Annotated in this window: 13 protein-coding genes; 10 read left to right on the forward strand and 3 right to left on the reverse strand. The window is 60.2% G+C overall.

The genetic code is table 11. From position 1 onward, the window contains the following. The first annotated feature begins 100 nt into the window (after window positions 1-100). The 7 genes from ACTJJW_RS10775 (at window position 101) to ACTJJW_RS10805 (ending at window position 8598) form a co-directional block, all read left to right on the forward strand. Window positions 101-1903, forward strand: a complete 1803-nt coding sequence (locus ACTJJW_RS10775) for an ABC transporter family substrate-binding protein (protein WP_462644523.1) — start codon at window positions 101-103, stop codon at window positions 1901-1903. Between the two features lie 204 nt (window positions 1904-2107). Then, on the forward strand, window positions 2108-4015 hold the full coding sequence (gene typA / locus ACTJJW_RS10780) for a translational GTPase TypA (protein WP_462644525.1): 1908 nt from the start codon (window positions 2108-2110) through the stop codon (window positions 4013-4015). A gap of 197 nt (window positions 4016-4212) precedes the next feature. Further along, a complete protein-coding gene (locus ACTJJW_RS10785) occupies window positions 4213-4665 on the forward strand; it encodes a hypothetical protein (RefSeq protein ID WP_462644527.1) in 453 nt (150 codons plus the stop codon). Window positions 4666-4763: 98 nt separating this feature from the next. Continuing rightward, window positions 4764-5765 (forward strand): PIG-L family deacetylase, encoded by a 1002-nt coding sequence (locus ACTJJW_RS10790; RefSeq protein ID WP_462644529.1) that lies wholly within the window; start codon window positions 4764-4766, stop codon window positions 5763-5765. Then, complete coding sequence (gene fdxA, locus ACTJJW_RS10795; protein WP_462644531.1) at window positions 5762-6097, forward strand: ferredoxin; 336 nt, start codon at window positions 5762-5764, stop codon at window positions 6095-6097. The genes ACTJJW_RS10790 and fdxA overlap by 4 nt, the downstream gene beginning before the upstream one ends. Continuing rightward, window positions 6097-7203, forward strand: a complete 1107-nt coding sequence (gene dapC, locus ACTJJW_RS10800; RefSeq protein ID WP_462644533.1) for a succinyldiaminopimelate transaminase — start codon at window positions 6097-6099, stop codon at window positions 7201-7203. Before fdxA ends, dapC begins: the two co-directional genes overlap by 1 nt. A gap of 126 nt (window positions 7204-7329) precedes the next feature. Continuing rightward, a complete protein-coding gene (locus ACTJJW_RS10805; RefSeq protein WP_462644614.1) occupies window positions 7330-8598 on the forward strand; it encodes a citrate synthase in 1269 nt (422 codons plus the stop codon). 115 nt (window positions 8599-8713) lie between these two features. On the opposite strand, the gene dapD is transcribed toward ACTJJW_RS10805, so the two are convergent. Then, window positions 8714-9655, reverse strand: coding sequence for a 2,3,4,5-tetrahydropyridine-2,6-dicarboxylate N-succinyltransferase (gene dapD / locus ACTJJW_RS10810; RefSeq protein WP_462644535.1), 942 nt, complete (start codon window positions 9653-9655; stop codon window positions 8714-8716). 26 nt (window positions 9656-9681) lie between these two features. Between dapD and dapE the strand changes: the two genes are divergently transcribed. The 3 genes from dapE to ACTJJW_RS10825 all read left to right on the forward strand — a co-directional run bounded on the left by dapE (window position 9682) and on the right by ACTJJW_RS10825 (window position 12258). Further along, complete coding sequence (gene dapE / locus ACTJJW_RS10815) at window positions 9682-10779, forward strand: succinyl-diaminopimelate desuccinylase (protein ID WP_462644536.1); 1098 nt, start codon at window positions 9682-9684, stop codon at window positions 10777-10779. Continuing rightward, window positions 10761-11990 (forward strand): hypothetical protein, encoded by a 1230-nt coding sequence (locus tag ACTJJW_RS10820; RefSeq protein WP_462644538.1) that lies wholly within the window; start codon window positions 10761-10763, stop codon window positions 11988-11990. Before dapE ends, ACTJJW_RS10820 begins: the two co-directional genes overlap by 19 nt. Window positions 11991-12084: 94 nt before the next feature. After that, window positions 12085-12258, forward strand: a complete 174-nt coding sequence (locus ACTJJW_RS10825; protein WP_341952577.1) for a DUF3117 domain-containing protein — start codon at window positions 12085-12087, stop codon at window positions 12256-12258. 143 nt (window positions 12259-12401) lie between these two features. On the opposite strand, the gene uvrA is transcribed toward ACTJJW_RS10825, so the two are convergent. After that, window positions 12402-14867, reverse strand: coding sequence for an excinuclease ABC subunit UvrA (gene uvrA, locus ACTJJW_RS10830; RefSeq protein ID WP_462644540.1), 2466 nt, complete (start codon window positions 14865-14867; stop codon window positions 12402-12404). A 35-nt stretch (window positions 14868-14902) separates the two neighbouring features. Continuing rightward, a complete protein-coding gene (locus ACTJJW_RS10835; RefSeq protein WP_462644542.1) occupies window positions 14903-15535 on the reverse strand; it encodes an O-methyltransferase in 633 nt (210 codons plus the stop codon). Window positions 15536-15579: the final 44 nt, after the last annotated feature.

Raw genomic sequence — 15579 nt, forward strand, 5'->3', positions numbered from 1 at the left:
CATTAGGGGAGAAGGGTCGTTCCACGTGGGGCGGCCCTTCTCGCTTAGAATCGATACAAGCGTGCCACCGTGCATTGCGTGATCGTATGCAGGAGGTTCAGTGAGCGCCACACGAATCATGGCGACCATTGCGGTTGCCGCCAGTGCAGCTCTAGTGCTCACCGGGTGCATACCCCAGCAATCCACAACGATTGACGGTTCAGAACTGACCGTTGCGGTCACTCAGCCCTACACATCGGGCAATCCGGTCACCTCCTACGGCGTGAGCGAAACCAACGCGAATATCGCGTATGCGACCGGCACGGGATTCAACTACTTCAACGACGACTCCGAGCTGGTGCGCGATGAGTCCTTCGGGCGCTACGAGAGGGTGTCGGATGACCCCCTCGCAGTGACCTACACAGTGTCAGACGGTGTGCGTTGGTCAGACGGAACCGCCGTCGATGCCGTCGACCTCCTCTTGGAGTGGGCCGCAACATCCGGAGCACTCAACACTCCTGACGCCGACCCCGCAAGCACGGTCGACTCCGAGACTGGTGCACCCCTTGACCGTGCCGACGCACGCATCTTGTTTGACGCAAGCGCGACAGGCAACACCGGCATCGATCTCGTCACAGAGCTGCCGCAGATTAGCGACGATCGCATGTCGCTCACCCTAGTATTTGATGAGCAATTCGCTGATTGGGAGACTGCGTTCTTCGGTGCCGACTCTGCGGCGAAGCCTGCACACGTCGTCGGCATGATGTCCTTTGCCAGCGACGATGCGCTCACGGCCAAAGAGCGGGTGTACGCGGCCATCACGAACGGTGACGAAATCGATCTCGCCGCGATTGCGCGCACCTGGAACACGGTATTCAACTTTCAAGGAATGCCCGCCAACGCGAGCCTCGTTGTCTCGAACGGGCCCTACGTCGTCTCAGGTTTTGTGGCGAACCAGTATGTGACGCTGCGCGCCAACGAGAACTACAGCGGAGACCGCCAGCCCACCTTTCAAGAGATCACCGTTCGCTTCATGAGCGACCCGCTCGCGCAGGCCCAAGCGCTGCTCGTCGGTGTCGTGCAGATCGCAGTCCCCGAGATGGACACCGAAGTTCGGGATGCCCTCGAAACCATGGATGCCACCGTAATTGATGGCACGACCGACAGCTTCGAACACCTCGACCTTCAATTCGCTGAATCAAAGAACGGTACATTTGACGACCCTCTCGTGCGGGAGGCTTTCCTCCTGACGGTGCCGCGCCGAGAGTTGGTCTCTGCCGCTCTCGCCGATATTCAGCCGCGCGCCACGAATCGTGATTCTTTTCTCTTCGCCCCTAACGACCCCGACTACCGCAGCGTGCGCTCAGGCAATGGCTCAAGCCAGTTCGCCGAGGTGAACATCGCCAGAGCCAAGGAACTCTTGGTCGAAGTCGGCGTGAAGAAGCCAGCTGTCTGCGTGCTCTACGCGGCTGACGACCCCATGCGCGTCACTGAATTCGAACTGATCGAAGAATCTGCGGCATCCGCTGGCTTCGTTGTGAGTGACTGCTCTACAGAGGATTGGCGTGCGACACTCGGCACGCCGGGCGCCTACGACGCAGCACTATTCAGTTGGCAGGCGACGCGACCAGGAGTCGGAGTTGCTCCCGCGGTGTTCGGCACCGACGGTTTCGCAAATCTCAACTACTTCTCAGACTCCACAGTCGACTCCCTCCTCAGCGATGCCGGTTCACTCGCTGTCGATGCTGAGGCCCAAGCCGATTTGCTGGCAGAAGCGGATGCGGAACTCTGGAAAAGCCGCTACGGAGTGCCGCTATTTCAACATCCTGCGACCGCAGCCTTCGACCAAGACCAGGTATCTAAAGTCTCGCTTTCATCGCTGAGCCCGGGCATCTGGTGGAACGTCTGGGAGTGGCAACCGTAGCCAATCGAATGCGCTCAGAGCATAGTCGGCGATAAATCTTGTCAAACAGGGTAAACTGGTGGAGCAGGATACTCTGAACGATTTTCTGCGCCCTCCCATGATCTTTACCCGGTGGCATTTGGCCGCCGATCTGCTGCCGAAATTTTCTGCGCAGCGTCTGCGGTGAGAGACCGCACAGCCTCCAATGAATTAAGGAATATTGCTATGGCTATGGCCACTCGCAGCGACTTGCGCAACGTAGCGATCGTTGCCCACGTTGACCACGGAAAGACCACCCTCGTTGACGCGATGCTTCGCCAGACGAACTCATTCGAGGCGCACGCGCATCTCGAAGAGCGCGCCATGGACTCGAATGAGCTCGAGCGCGAAAAGGGCATCACGATTCTCGCGAAGAACACCGCGATTTCGTATAACGGCAAGTACGCCACTGACAGCCCCATCACCATCAACGTGATCGACACCCCTGGCCACGCCGACTTCGGCGGCGAGGTCGAGCGTGGACTCAGCATGGTCGACGGCGTAGTTCTGCTCGTTGACGCCAGTGAGGGCCCGCTGCCGCAGACCCGCTTCGTGCTCCGTAAGGCACTTGAGGCCAAGCTTCCCGTGATCCTGTTGGTCAACAAGACTGACCGTCCGGATGCGCGCATCGACGAGGTTGTTGCCGAAAGCCAGGACCTGCTGTTGGGCCTCGCGAGCGACATGGCGGATGACGTTCCCGACCTCGACTTGGACGCGATCCTTGACGTTCCTATCGTTTACGCTTCGGGCCGCGCGGGCGCCGCTAGCTGGAACAAGCCAGAGAACGGCACGTTGCCAGACAACGATGACCTCGAGCCGCTGTTCGACGCTATCCTCAAGCACGTTCCTGCGCCGTCGTACGATGACGAACACCCCCTTCAGGCTTGGGTTACCAACCTCGACTCCTCGCCGTTCCTTGGCCGTCTCGCATTGTTGCGCGTCTTCAACGGAACGATCAAGAAGGGTCAGACGGTCGCCTGGGTCAAGCACGATGGAAGCGTCGCAAACGTGCGCGTAACTGAGCTGATGATCACGAAGGCTCTCGACCGCTACCCCGCCGAAAGCGCTGGCCCCGGTGACATCGTGGCCGTCGCAGGTTTCGAAGACATCTTCATTGGTGAAACCCTGTGTGACCCGGACGACGTTCGCCCGTTGCCGACCATCACGGTCGACGAACCTGCAATCTCGATGACGATCGGTACCAACACCTCGCCGGTCATCGGCAAGGTCAAGGGCCACAAGCTCACCGCGCGTATGGTCAAGGATCGTCTCGACCGCGAACTCGTTGGTAACGTTTCGCTCAAGCTCGTCGACGTCGGGCGCCCCGATGCGTGGGAGGTTCAGGGCCGTGGAGAACTTGCGCTCGCCATCCTCGTTGAGCAGATGCGTCGTGAAGGCTTCGAACTGACTGTTGGCAAGCCACAGGTAGTTATCAAGAAGATCGATGGCAAGGTTCACGAGCCGTTCGAGAACCTCACGATTGACGCTCCCGAGGAATACCTCGGCGCCATCACTCAGCTTCTTGCTGCTCGCAAGGGCCGCATGGAAGGCATGAGCAACCACGGCACCGGCTGGGTGCGCATGGAGTTCATCGTTCCCTCGCGTGGCCTCATCGGGTTCCGCACCGAGTTCCTGACCATCACGCGTGGTGCCGGCATCGCTAACGCGGTATCGCACGGCTACGAGCAGTGGGCTGGCGAAATCCTCACCCGCGTCAACGGTTCGATCGTTGCCGACCGTGCCGGTGCGGCTACTCCGTTTGCCATGGTTGCGCTCCAAGAGCGCATGTCGTTCTTCGTTGAGCCAACTCAAGAGGTTTACGAAGGCATGGTTGTTGGCGAGAACTCGCGCGCCGACGACATGGACGTCAACATCACCAAGGAAAAGCAGCTCACCAACATGCGCCAGTCGACCTCGGACTCGTTCGAGCGTATGACGCCGTCACGCAAGCTCACGTTGGAAGAGTGCCTCGAATTCGCTCGCGAAGACGAGTGCGTTGAGGTAACGCCCGAGTTCGTGCGAATCCGTAAGGTAGAGCTCGACTCAAATGCTCGCGCGCGTCAGACCTCGCGTCTCAAGAAGCAGAACGCATAGCCCAAACCCTCAGGGGCTGGCGAGGAATCGTTAGCCTTGCGGGAGTACGATGCAGCTACGGTCATGAGATCGTGGCTGCATCGTTCGTTAACGCAGAGTGCATTGACGCAGGCGACAGCCACGCCCAACGACAGCCACGCCCAACGACAGTCACAGCCCAACGTCAGCCCGAGATCACGAGCACCAGGAGAGTAGTCATGATTAGCCCGAAACGACGCGCTAGTGCATCCATCGCAATTGTTCTTGCCTTGGGTATCACCCCAGCGCTCTCTGGATGCTTCGGCAACCCCATTGAGAACATCGTTGAGCAGGCAACGGGCGGGCAGGTTAACTTGGGCGGAAGCGAGATCCCTGAGGGCTTCCCGAGTGAGGTGCCCGTCGTCTCAGGCGAGGTGCAGTTTGGTATCGCTGCGGGCGAAGGCGAGAGCCGCGGCTATAACGTTACTATTTTGGTGGGCGCTGAGTCGCCGCTCGACGGCATAGAGACCGAGCTTGCGGATGCTGGCTTTGAGATCCAACTGCAGGGGAGCGGTTCTGACGGTGAGGGCACGGTCATCTTCACAAGTGACACGTGGGTCGGTGGGGTTATCGTCGCGAAGACAGACGACGGCTACACCGCGAATTACACGGTGGCGCCCGCAGGAACCTAGCCTGCACCAGGCAGTTTGGTAAGCCTAACCTAAGCAACTGTAATGCCCCTACCTATGCTTATTCTGTCTAGTGCAGAACTAATTGCGGAGGAATGGCCATGAAAGATCGTGCACAGCGGGTGCTGGTTGTTGCCGCGCGCCCAGAAGACGAGGCCACGGTCTTTGGCGCCACTATCGCCACCCTTGTCCAACGAGGAACTGAGCTCATTGTGCTCACGTGCAGCAACTCGCCGGGGTCAGGCGACGCACACGCTGGCGTGCGAGAGATCTTAGGGATCACCGCGCACCACGTCTTGCGAGAAGATAATTCGCAGCAGTTCAGCACGCTCTCTGCGCGAGATCTTGCAGCCGATCTTGCGGCAGCTATTACCTCACTTAAGCCGGATGTCGTTGTCAGCTACGCATCGTCTGCCAGCGGCAGCGACCACGAGCCTGAAGCGCGGCTCGTGCGTGAGGCGACGGCGCTCGCCACCGAGCTTGCGGGGGTTCCCTTTTATACGGCATCATCGGTCCCGGTTGATCGGGGAGTTGCGGTCTCGTCAGCTACTGCTCTTGCCTTCAAGCGTCGCGCTATGGAGATCTACAGTAATGAGGTTCCCGTTGGCGAGAGCGTTTCTACGCCGGTTGAATATTTGCGTCGGCTTCGCCGTCGCGAACTAGTGATCGGAGAGCGCAGTCGCCTTGAGCGTGTAGTGCTCGCTCTTGTGGCGACTGCTGTCGGTGCGCTTGTTGGGCTTGTGTTGACGGTAGTGCACCAGTCGGCTATCACTCTCTTTAGTGTGCGAGTGCCGTGGGGGATCATCGCAGCTCTTGCGCTGACGACGGCTCTCATTCTTGGTTTGCGCCTGATCTATGACACCAGGGTGGCGCCGGGCTTTGCGTCCCTTGGCGTTTTGTTGATGTCGGCTCTCTTGGCGACGTCCATGCCGGGGGGAACGATTTTGATTCCCGGGAACGTGTCGGGTTACATCTGGACCTTTGCCCCTGTGCTGATCGTCTTGCTGGTTGTTGGCTGGCCACGGGTGAATCGTCAGGCTTCGATGTCGAGCCGCGATAACATTGAGTTGAACTCTCCCGTGAAAGGTGCGGATATCTCTTGACGTACATCATCGCCCAGCCGTGTGTCGATCTAAAGGATCGCGCGTGTGTCGACGAATGCCCCGTCGATTGCATCTACGAGGGTGACCGCATGCTCTACATCCAGCCGGATGAGTGTGTCGATTGCGGTGCCTGTGAGCCGGTATGCCCCGTTGAGGCCATCTACTACGAAGACGATACGCCCGATAAGTGGGCCGACTATTACAAGGTCAATGTCGAGTTCTTTAACCTCCTCGACGACAGTTCGCCCGGCGGGGCAGCGAAGGTCGGCGTGATTCACAAGGATCACCCCCTCGTGGCTGCGCTTCCCGAGGGCGGCGGATCCTCAGACTGATGGTGCGCACGCCGTTGGCCCTGCCCGACTTTCCTTGGGATGCACTTGTTCCTTACGGCAAGATCGCTCGCACGCATCCCGACGGTTTCGTTGACCTTTCGGTCGGTTCGCCGGTAGACCCGACACCTCAGATCATCCGCGAGACGCTTGCGTCGGCAACGGATGCTCACGCCTACCCCACTACGACCGGCACCGTGCGGTTGCGCGAAGCCATTGTTGAGTGGTTTGAGCGCCGCCGAGGTGTAACCGGACTGACGGTTGACCACGTGCTGCCCACGATCGGCTCCAAAGAGTTGGTGGCACTGCTGCCGCTGCTGCTCGGTCTGGGCAAAGACGATGTGGTTGTGCATCCATCGGTCGCGTATCCCACGTATGCAATTGGTGCGGCGATGGTCGGCGCGACCGCCATGGCATCAGACAACCCCGCTGAGTGGCCCGAAAACACGGCTCTGGTGTGGCTGAACAGTCCAGGCAACCCCGATGGCCGTGTTGCGGATGTCTCCCAGTTGCGGGCGGCTGTAGCGCGCGCACGCGAACTTGGCGCGGTGATTGCCTCAGACGAGTGCTACGCCGAACTCAACTGGAACGGCCATGACCCCACCCCCTCAATTCTTGATCCAGAGGTGATCGGAGACGATCGCTCATCGGTGCTCGCGGTGTACTCCCTCAGCAAACAGTCGAATCTCGCTGGGTACCGTGCCGCCTTTGTTGCCGGATGCTCGGCCCTCATTGCTGAGCTGCTTGCAGTTCGCAAACACATCGGGCTCATCGCCCCCGCCCCGGTGCAAGAGGCCATGGTGACAGCGCTGCGCGATGAAGCCCATGTTGCGCACCAGCGCGAGCTGTACCGCGCGCGGCGAGCGAAGCTTCTTCCTGCCCTTGAGCGCGCCGGATTCCACATCGACGACAGTATTGCCGGGCTCTACCTGTGGGCGACTAAGAACGAAGACTCGTGGCAGACCGTTGGCGATCTTGCTCACTCGGGCATCCTCGTTGTTCCTGGTTCGTTCTACGGCGAAGAGCCTGCACGGCACGTGCGTATTGCGCTCACGGCAAGCGATGACACTATTGCGGATGCCGTAGCTCGGCTCGAATTGCTGTCTTAAGTGCACTAACTCGCCAAGGCCTTGTCGTTGACCTCTAAACGTGGCGTAGATTGCTTGGCCCGTGTGACAGTGGCCATTCAACCCTTGTAGGCTGTAACGGTGAATGATGCCCGTCAAGACCCAGAGATGGCCACCCTCCACTTTCCGGGTGGCGCTGCCGAATTCCCGATAATCCGTGGAGTTGATGGTCACAACAGCATCGACATTTCCACCTTCATGAAGCAGACCGGGTACACGGCGCTTGATCAAGGCTTCGTTAACACCGCCTCGACCCGTAGTGCGATCACCTACATCGATGGCGATCGTGGCATTCTGCGTTACCGCGGCTATGCAATCGAAGATGTCGCGGCCAATTCCACCTACCTCGAAGTAGCCTGGCTGCTCATCTACGGTGAGCTCCCCAGCGCCTCGCAGCTCGAGGAATTCGACGAGAAGATTCGCCGTCACACTCTGCTGCACGAAGACCTTCGTCGCTTCTTTGACGCACTGCCGCACAGCGCACACCCGATGTCTGTGCTGTCCAGCGCAGTTTCGGCACTGTCGACGTATTACGAAGACTCGCATGACGTGCGCGACTCCGAGCATGTTGAGCTTTCGACCATCCGCCTGCTCGCTAAGTTGCCCGTGATTGCGGCCTACGCCCACAAGAAGTCGCTGGGCCAGGCACTGCTCTACCCCGACAACTCGTTGAGCTTTGTCGACAACTTCTTGAAGCTCAACTTTGGCAACATGGCCGAGGACTACGAGGTCAACCCCGTGCTGAGCAAGGCGCTCGATCGCCTGCTTATCTTGCACGAAGACCACGAGCAGAATGCATCCACCTCAACGGTGCGTCTCGTTGGCTCGACCGAAGCCAATATCTTCGCGTCGATCTCAGCCGGAATCAATGCCCTCTATGGCCCGCTTCACGGTGGCGCCAACGAGGCTGTGCTCAAGATGCTTGGTGAGATTCAGCAGTCAGGCGAAGGCGTTCAGAAGTTCGTTGAACGTGTGAAGCGCAAAGAAGAAGGTGTGCGCTTGATGGGCTTCGGTCACCGTGTGTACAAGAGCTTTGACCCACGTGCACGTCTGGTGAAAGAGAGTGCGGATGAGGTGCTTGCCGACCTCGGCGTCAGCGACCCGCTGCTCGACATTGCTCGCGAGCTCGAAGAAGTTGCCCTCGCGGATGACTACTTCATCTCGCGCAAGCTGTACCCCAACGTCGACTTCTACACCGGAGTCATCTACAAGGCGATGGGATTCCCACCCCGCATGTTCACCGTGCTGTTCGCGATTGGCCGACTTCCCGGCTGGATCGCCAACTGGCGCGAGATGAACGAAGACCCCAACACCAAGATCGGTCGCCCGCAGCAGTTGTACACGGGCCCCGAAACTCGCGCCTGGCCTCAGCGCTAACGACGCGATTCGTGACAGCCGAAGTGCGATATCGCGCACGGCTCACACACTAAGAACGGCCGGCATCCCTCTGGGCGCCGGCCGTTCTGTTGTTTCTGGTTTGTGTTCGAGTTGGCTACGCGTGCAGCGCCGTGTTAAGCACGACTCCGCTGCCGCTGCGGGGCAAGACCTCGACAGCGCCGGTGAGCGAGTTGCGACGGAATAGCAAGCCGTTCACTCCGCTCACGTCAACAGCCTTCACGGTGCGCGGTGTGGCTGAGCCATCAATGATCGTGACCTTGGTGCCAGCAGTGACATACAGCCCAGCCTCAACAACCGAGTCGTCGCCGATCGCGATACCGATACCCGAGTTGGCGCCGAGGAGGGCGCGGGCGCCAATCGAGACGCGTTCGGTTCCGCCACCGCTGAGGGTGCCCATGATGGATGCTCCACCACCGATATCGGCACCGTCACCCACAATAACGCCCTGAGAGATGCGGCCTTCGACCATCGAGCTGCCGAGCGTGCCAGCGTTGAAGTTAACGAACCCCTCGTGCATCACAGTAGTGCCGGGGGAGAGGTAGGCACCGAGACGCACGCGGGAGGAATCGGCGATGCGCACGCGCTCGGGAACGACGTAGTCGAGCATCCGGGGGAACTTGTCGATGCCGGTAACGGCGATGCCGGCGCGCTGCAGCGAGACGCGAAGCTCCGCGTAGTCGTTGGGGTGCACGGCTCCGGCATTGGTCCACACCACGATGGGCAGGGCGCCAAAGAGGCCGTCGAGGTTGATGCTGTTGGGCTCGACGAGCAGGTGACTAAGTAGGTGTAGGCGCAGGTAGGCGTCTGCGGTCGTCTGCGGTGCGGCATCCAAATCGATCTCAATGGTGACAAATTCAGTGGTCACACGGCGGCGGTCATCAGCGCCCAAATGCTGTTCAAGGTTGGCTGGTGTGTAGTGCGGGTCGGTGCCCTCGGGAATGGATCCCAGGTGCGGGGCAGGGAACCACACGTCGAGTGTTGTTCCGTCGCCGGCGATTGTTGCGAGTCCGTATCCCCATGCTGTGCGCGAAGTCATACCTCAAGATTACTTACACTGGGTGCATGCCCGTGACCGATCCCACTGTCCCCGTGCTCGATTTGGGCGCCTCGAGCCCCGACCTGACTCGCCAGTTGTGTGACATCGAGTCTGTCTCGGGCAACGAGCAGCGCATCGCGGATGCTGTCGAGACTGCCCTCAGCGCCTTCGATCACCTTGAGGTGATTCGGGATGCGGATGCCGTCGTCGCCCGCACACACGGCGGCAAGGCGCAGCGTGTGGTGATTGCCGGTCACCTCGACACTGTTCCCGTGAACGCGAACCTGCCAACCAGCCTCGAGATGATCGATGGTGAAGAGCACCTCGTTGGTCGGGGCACTGTCGACATGAAGGGTGGCGTTGCTGTCGCGCTCAAGCTCGCTGCCGAACTCGCTGACCCCTCGGTCGACGTGACCTGGATGTTCTACGACCACGAAGAAGTCGCGGCTGACCTCAACGGCCTTGGCCGGCTCGCGCGCAACCGACCCGACCTCATGGCGGGCGACTTTGCGATTATCGGCGAACCGTCGAATGCTGCGGTCGAGGGCGGCTGCAACGGCACGGCGCGCATCGACATCCACCTGACGGGTCTGCGTGCGCACTCCGCTCGCGCTTGGATGGGTGAGAATGCGATTCACGCCGCGGCGCCCGTGCTGGCTATTCTGGCGGCTTACGAGCCGGAACAACACGAAGTCGATGGTCTGGTGTATCGCGAGGGCCTCAATGCCGTTGGCATCACTGGAGGCGTTGCCGGCAACGTGATTCCGGATGCTGCGACAGTCACCGTGAACTTCCGCTTCGCCCCAGACCGCAGCACGGATCAGGCAATCCAGCACTTGCGGGAGGTCTTCGCCGGGTTTGAGTTCGAGGTCACCGACCTCGCTGGAGGTGCACGCCCTGGACTGGATGCGCCGATCGCGCGCAACTTCCTCGCTGCAGTGGGCGGTACCCCCGCACCCAAGTACGGCTGGACCGATGTTGCCCGCTTCTCCGAACTCGGCGTGCCAGCAGTGAACTACGGACCCGGCAACCCGTTGCGCGCCCACGCCGACGATGAGCGCGTAGCGACAAGCGAGATTGTGGCCTGCGAGCAAGGGCTGAGGGCGTGGCTGACGGCTCGCTAGTCTCCGTGGTGCGCCGCGCAACAACTGCGGTGCTTGCTCCCGAGCGATGGTGGGTTGCGGTCATCGCGATCTTTGCGGCCTCACGGGTCGTGACGACGTCAATTCTGTTGGCGTACGCATCCATTCAGGGCACCAACGCCTGGACCGGGCCGAAGCCCGACTATTTCTCGTTCGCCAAGATCTGGGATGGTCACTGGTACTACATTATTGCGCTCACCGGGTATCCGAGCGAGTTGCCGCTGGATGAGGCTGGTCACGTCGCCGAGAATGCTTGGGCGTTCATGCCGGGCTATCCGGCCGTTGTGCGTTTTGTCATGACGATGACGACCCTCGACTTCGCCTTCGCAGCGGTGATCGTTTCGGTCGGTTTCGCGCTCGGTGCTGCGTTGGTGTTCTACCGTGTGATGAATCGGGTGCTTCCCTCGAGCTCGGCGCTATTCGCCGTTGCGATTTTCTGTTTCGCGCCGCTGTCGCCCATTCTGCAAGTGGCATATGCAGAGTCGATGGCGCTGTTCTTGCTCATCCTCGCCCTCTACTGGTTGATGAAGCGCCAATATTGGATGCTGCTGCCGGTCATTGTGGTGATGTCGCTGACCCGACCGAGTGGTCTTGCCTTTGCGCTCGCGATGGGGTTGCACGTTGTGTATCGCTGGTGGGTGCGTCACCGGGATGGTTTCCCTCGGCGCGAGGCGGTTGCTGCGATCTCGGCAACGGTGTTCAGCCTGGTGATGGGGTTTGCGTGGTTGCTGATTGCGGCAGTCGTGACCGGGTCGCTGACTGCGTATACCGATACGGAGCTGGCGTGGCGTGCGCCGTATATCGGCCATGTCGAGCTTGTGCCGTTCACCGCATGGTTCCAGGCAGCTGGCTTCTGGCAGCTGTGGTGGAATATCCCGCAGTGGGTGCTGTCTGGTGTGCTGGTGGTCGCTGTGCTTGGCTTTTTTGGCTTCTTGTTCACCCGACCCGCCCGGCGTCTAGGCGTCGACCTGCGTTTGTGGCTGCTGAGCTACGCGCTCTACATTTTGGCCGTGTTTTTCCCCCAGTCGAGCACCTTTCGCCTGCTCATGCCTATGTTCCCGATCGCGGGAGTACTCGCTCAGCCGAAGTCGCCGACGTACCGAATTCTTCTACTGCTGGCCTGTGTCGCGGGCCAGGTGGGGTGGATCCACATCGCTTGGTGGGTGGACAACTACGACTGGTCTCCACCGTAAACTGACGAGTTCTCCATAGTTCCTCCGCTGGAGTTTCAGTATCGGCGACTTTTGCGGGATAATAGAAGTAAGTACCAATGAAAGGGGACTAGCTATGGCAGCCATGAAGCCGAGGACCGGTGACGGGCCGATGGAGGCTGTCAAAGAGGGTCGACTTATTATTGTTCGAGTGCCTCTCGAAGGCGGCGGCCGTCTCGTTGTATCTGTCAACGATGACGAAGCAAAGGAACTGCACGACGCACTTGCGGGTGTTGTAGCTCCCGTTTAGAGGGCTCCACTCAGCGTTGGTGAACTCGCGGTTGATTCCGCAAGTCTTCACGCTGCATCTAGATTCGACGAAAGCGCCAGCCGGAATCCGGCTGGCGCTTTCGTCTGTGCGCTGATGGTCCGGTACGCATCGAACGGCGAACTCTACTTTGATTCCTGCTTAGCGAGCCACGCGGCAAGATGTACTGCCGTTGCTCCTTCGCCCGTCGCGATGCTGTGTGGGGTTCCGACGGCAACCACTTGCCCGCCTGCGTCGCCACCACTGGGCCCGAGATCGATGACCCAGTCACTCGCGGTGATTGCCGCTTGGTCATGCTCCACGAGTACGACGGTGTTGCCTGCGTCGACAAGCCGTTGCAACTGCTCGAGTAGCAACCGAACATCGGCGGGGTGGAGGCCAGAGGTCGGTTCATCGAGCAGGAAGAGCGCATGCCCGCGGTGGGCGCGTTGCAGCTCCGTCGCCAACTTGATGCGCTGCGCCTCGCCTCCGCTGAGTTCGGTGGCGGGCTGGCCGAGCCGCAGGTAGCCAAGTCCGACGTCGCGAAGCGTTTCCAGACTTCGTGAGGCCGACGGCACGTCAGCGAAGAACGTTGCTGCGGTGTCAACGGTCATCGTCAATACCGCGGCAATCGATTCGCCTCGATAGTTAACTTCGAGCGTCTCGGCGTTGTAGCGCGCTCCGTGACACGTGTGACAGGGAGCGTAGGTGCCGGGCAGGAACAGCAGTTCGACGGAGACAAATCCTTCGCCCTGACAGGTCTCGCAGCGCCCACCCACGACGTTGAACGAGAAGCGGCTGGCAGTGTAGCCGCGGACCTTCGACTCGTCTGTTGCAGCGAATAGTTTGCGGACGACATCAAACATTCCGGTATAGGTGGCGAGATTGGAACGCGGAGTGCGCCCAATCGGTCGCTGGTCGACGAGCACGAGTCGATCGAACGATTCGACTCCCGACGCGTCGTCCACTTCCACTTGCAGCTCCGCCGCGTCCGGATCGTCCGGTGCCGTACCGAGATGTTGGCGCACAACAGTGGCGAGTACCTGGGTGACGAGGGTCGACTTGCCTGACCCTGAGACACCGGTTACCGCGGTCATGACCCCGAGGGGAAAATCGACTGAGACATCGCGAAGGTTGTGGAGAGATGCTCCGCTCAGCCGTAGCCACGAATCTGGCGTCCGGATCTCGCGGGTAGCCGCTGCAGTACGGGGAAAGAGGTACTGGCCGGTGACTGATTCCTCCACAGCTCTGAGCCCGTCAACGGGGCCAGAGTAAACAAGCTGCCCACCGCCCTCCCCTGCACTAGGACCGATGTCGACAACCCAATCGGCTCGACGGATGACATCAAGATCGTGCTCAACGACGAAGAGTGAATTACCGGATGCTTTCAGCCGATCCAGAACATCGAGTAATGGTTGCGCGTCGGCGGGATGCAATCCCGCCGACGGCTCATCGAGAACGTAGATGACCCCAAAAAGCCCCGACCGCAATTGGGTCGCAATGCGCAATCGTTGCGATTCGCCTGGCGAGAGTGTGGTGGAGTTTCGGCCGAGGCTCAGGTATCCGAGGCCAAGGTCGAGGAGTACCTCGACGCGTGCGATCACATCGTTTCCAATGCGCCTCGCAACCTCGTTGCTTTCCTGCGGTGCAGCCCCACCCCCTGCACTCGGCGTTTCGATACCGAGCCGCAGTCGCACCGCGAGATCGGCCAACGGTACTGCGTTCATTTCAGCAATAGAGAGACCGGCGAACGTGACCGCACGTGCGTCAGGCTGGAGTCCACTTCCCGAGCAGTCGGGGCACGTCATGCTCTGCACGAAGCGCAAGGCGCGGTCGCGCATCCGCTCGCTCTGTGATTGTGAGAGCACGTTCATGATGTGTTTGCGCGCGCTCCAAAACTTGCCGTAATAGCCGTGGTCAACTCGATCGCGTTCGGGCTTCACTAGTACAGAGGGTTGCTCTTCTGTGTACAGCAGCCAGTCGCGATCGGCGCGGCTCAATGACTGCCACGGCTTCTCGATATCGATGCCGAGTCCGCTAACAATGCTTCGCAGATTTGCACCTTGCCACGCTCCGGGCCATGCGGCAATCGCACCCTCACGGATGCTCAGTGAGGTATCGGGAACGAGCAGTTCTTCAGTAACGTCGTGCACAACGCCGAGACCGTGGCAGCGTGGACATGCCCCGGCGACGGTATTCGGCGAGAACGCTTCGGCCGATAGGTGTTCGACACCCAGAGGATACGTGCCTGCTCGGGAGTACAACATGCGGAGCAGATTCGACAGGGTCGTGATTGTGCCGACGCTTGATCGAGAGCTCGGGGCACCTCGACGTTGCTGCAGGGCGACGGCTGGGGGTAACCCCGTAATCTCGCCGACGTCTGGTGCGCCTACCTGGTTGAGTAGCCGACGCGCGTACGGCGCGACTGATTCGAAGTAGCGCCTCTGAGCCTCCGCATAGAGCGTGCCAAACGCGAGAGAAGACTTTCCCGAACCAGAAATACCGGTGAAGACAACCAGGCAATCTCGCGGGATGTCGACGTCAATGTTTTTGAGGTTGTGCTCACGGGCACCCCGTACCTGTACCCAGCCATTCGAGTCGTTCATTGTCATTGGCTTAACACTACGTGCACGACTCTGAGAGTCAGCTAGTCGTTGAGTTTGGTGAGTTGCAGCAGCCCATCGCCAACGGGAATCAGTGAGCTGATGACAGCCTCGGATTGGGAGATCTCTTTGAGTAGCGATCGGAAGTGTGAGACTGTTGCGTCGCGCTGGGCGGGGTCGGCAACACGATCGCGCCACAGGGCGTGAGCGACAGCAACTACGCCGCCGGGCCGCACGAGACGTAGCCCGTGCTCGACATATTCGATCACTGATTGCGGGTCAGCGTCGATGAAGACCAGATCGTAGCTTGATTCGTTCATGCGCGGCAAGACTTCGGTGGCTTTCCCGCCGATCTGACGAACACGATTTGCCGGAATATTCGCTTCAGCGAATACAGCGCGGGCCACTTGTTGGTGATCGAGCTCAGAGTCGATGGTGGTGAGCAGTGCGGTCGGGCTTCCTGCGAGCATCCAGAGCCCACTGATGCCAACGCCGGTGCCTACTTCGATGATGCTCTTGGCGCTGGTCGCCGCAGCCAGCAGAGCCAGTTGCGCTCCTACCGCGGGGGAGACGGCTTCGATGCCGAGTTCACTCGAATGCACGCGCGCGGCCGCAATCTCGGGGCGTTCGACTACGAACTCCTCGGCGTACTTCCAGCTCAGCTGCTTGTCTGACACATTGCTCCTATCCCTGCCTCAACTGTAGACGCAGCAGGCGTTGC

This window comes from Rhodoglobus galactosidasius, assembly GCF_054957775.1.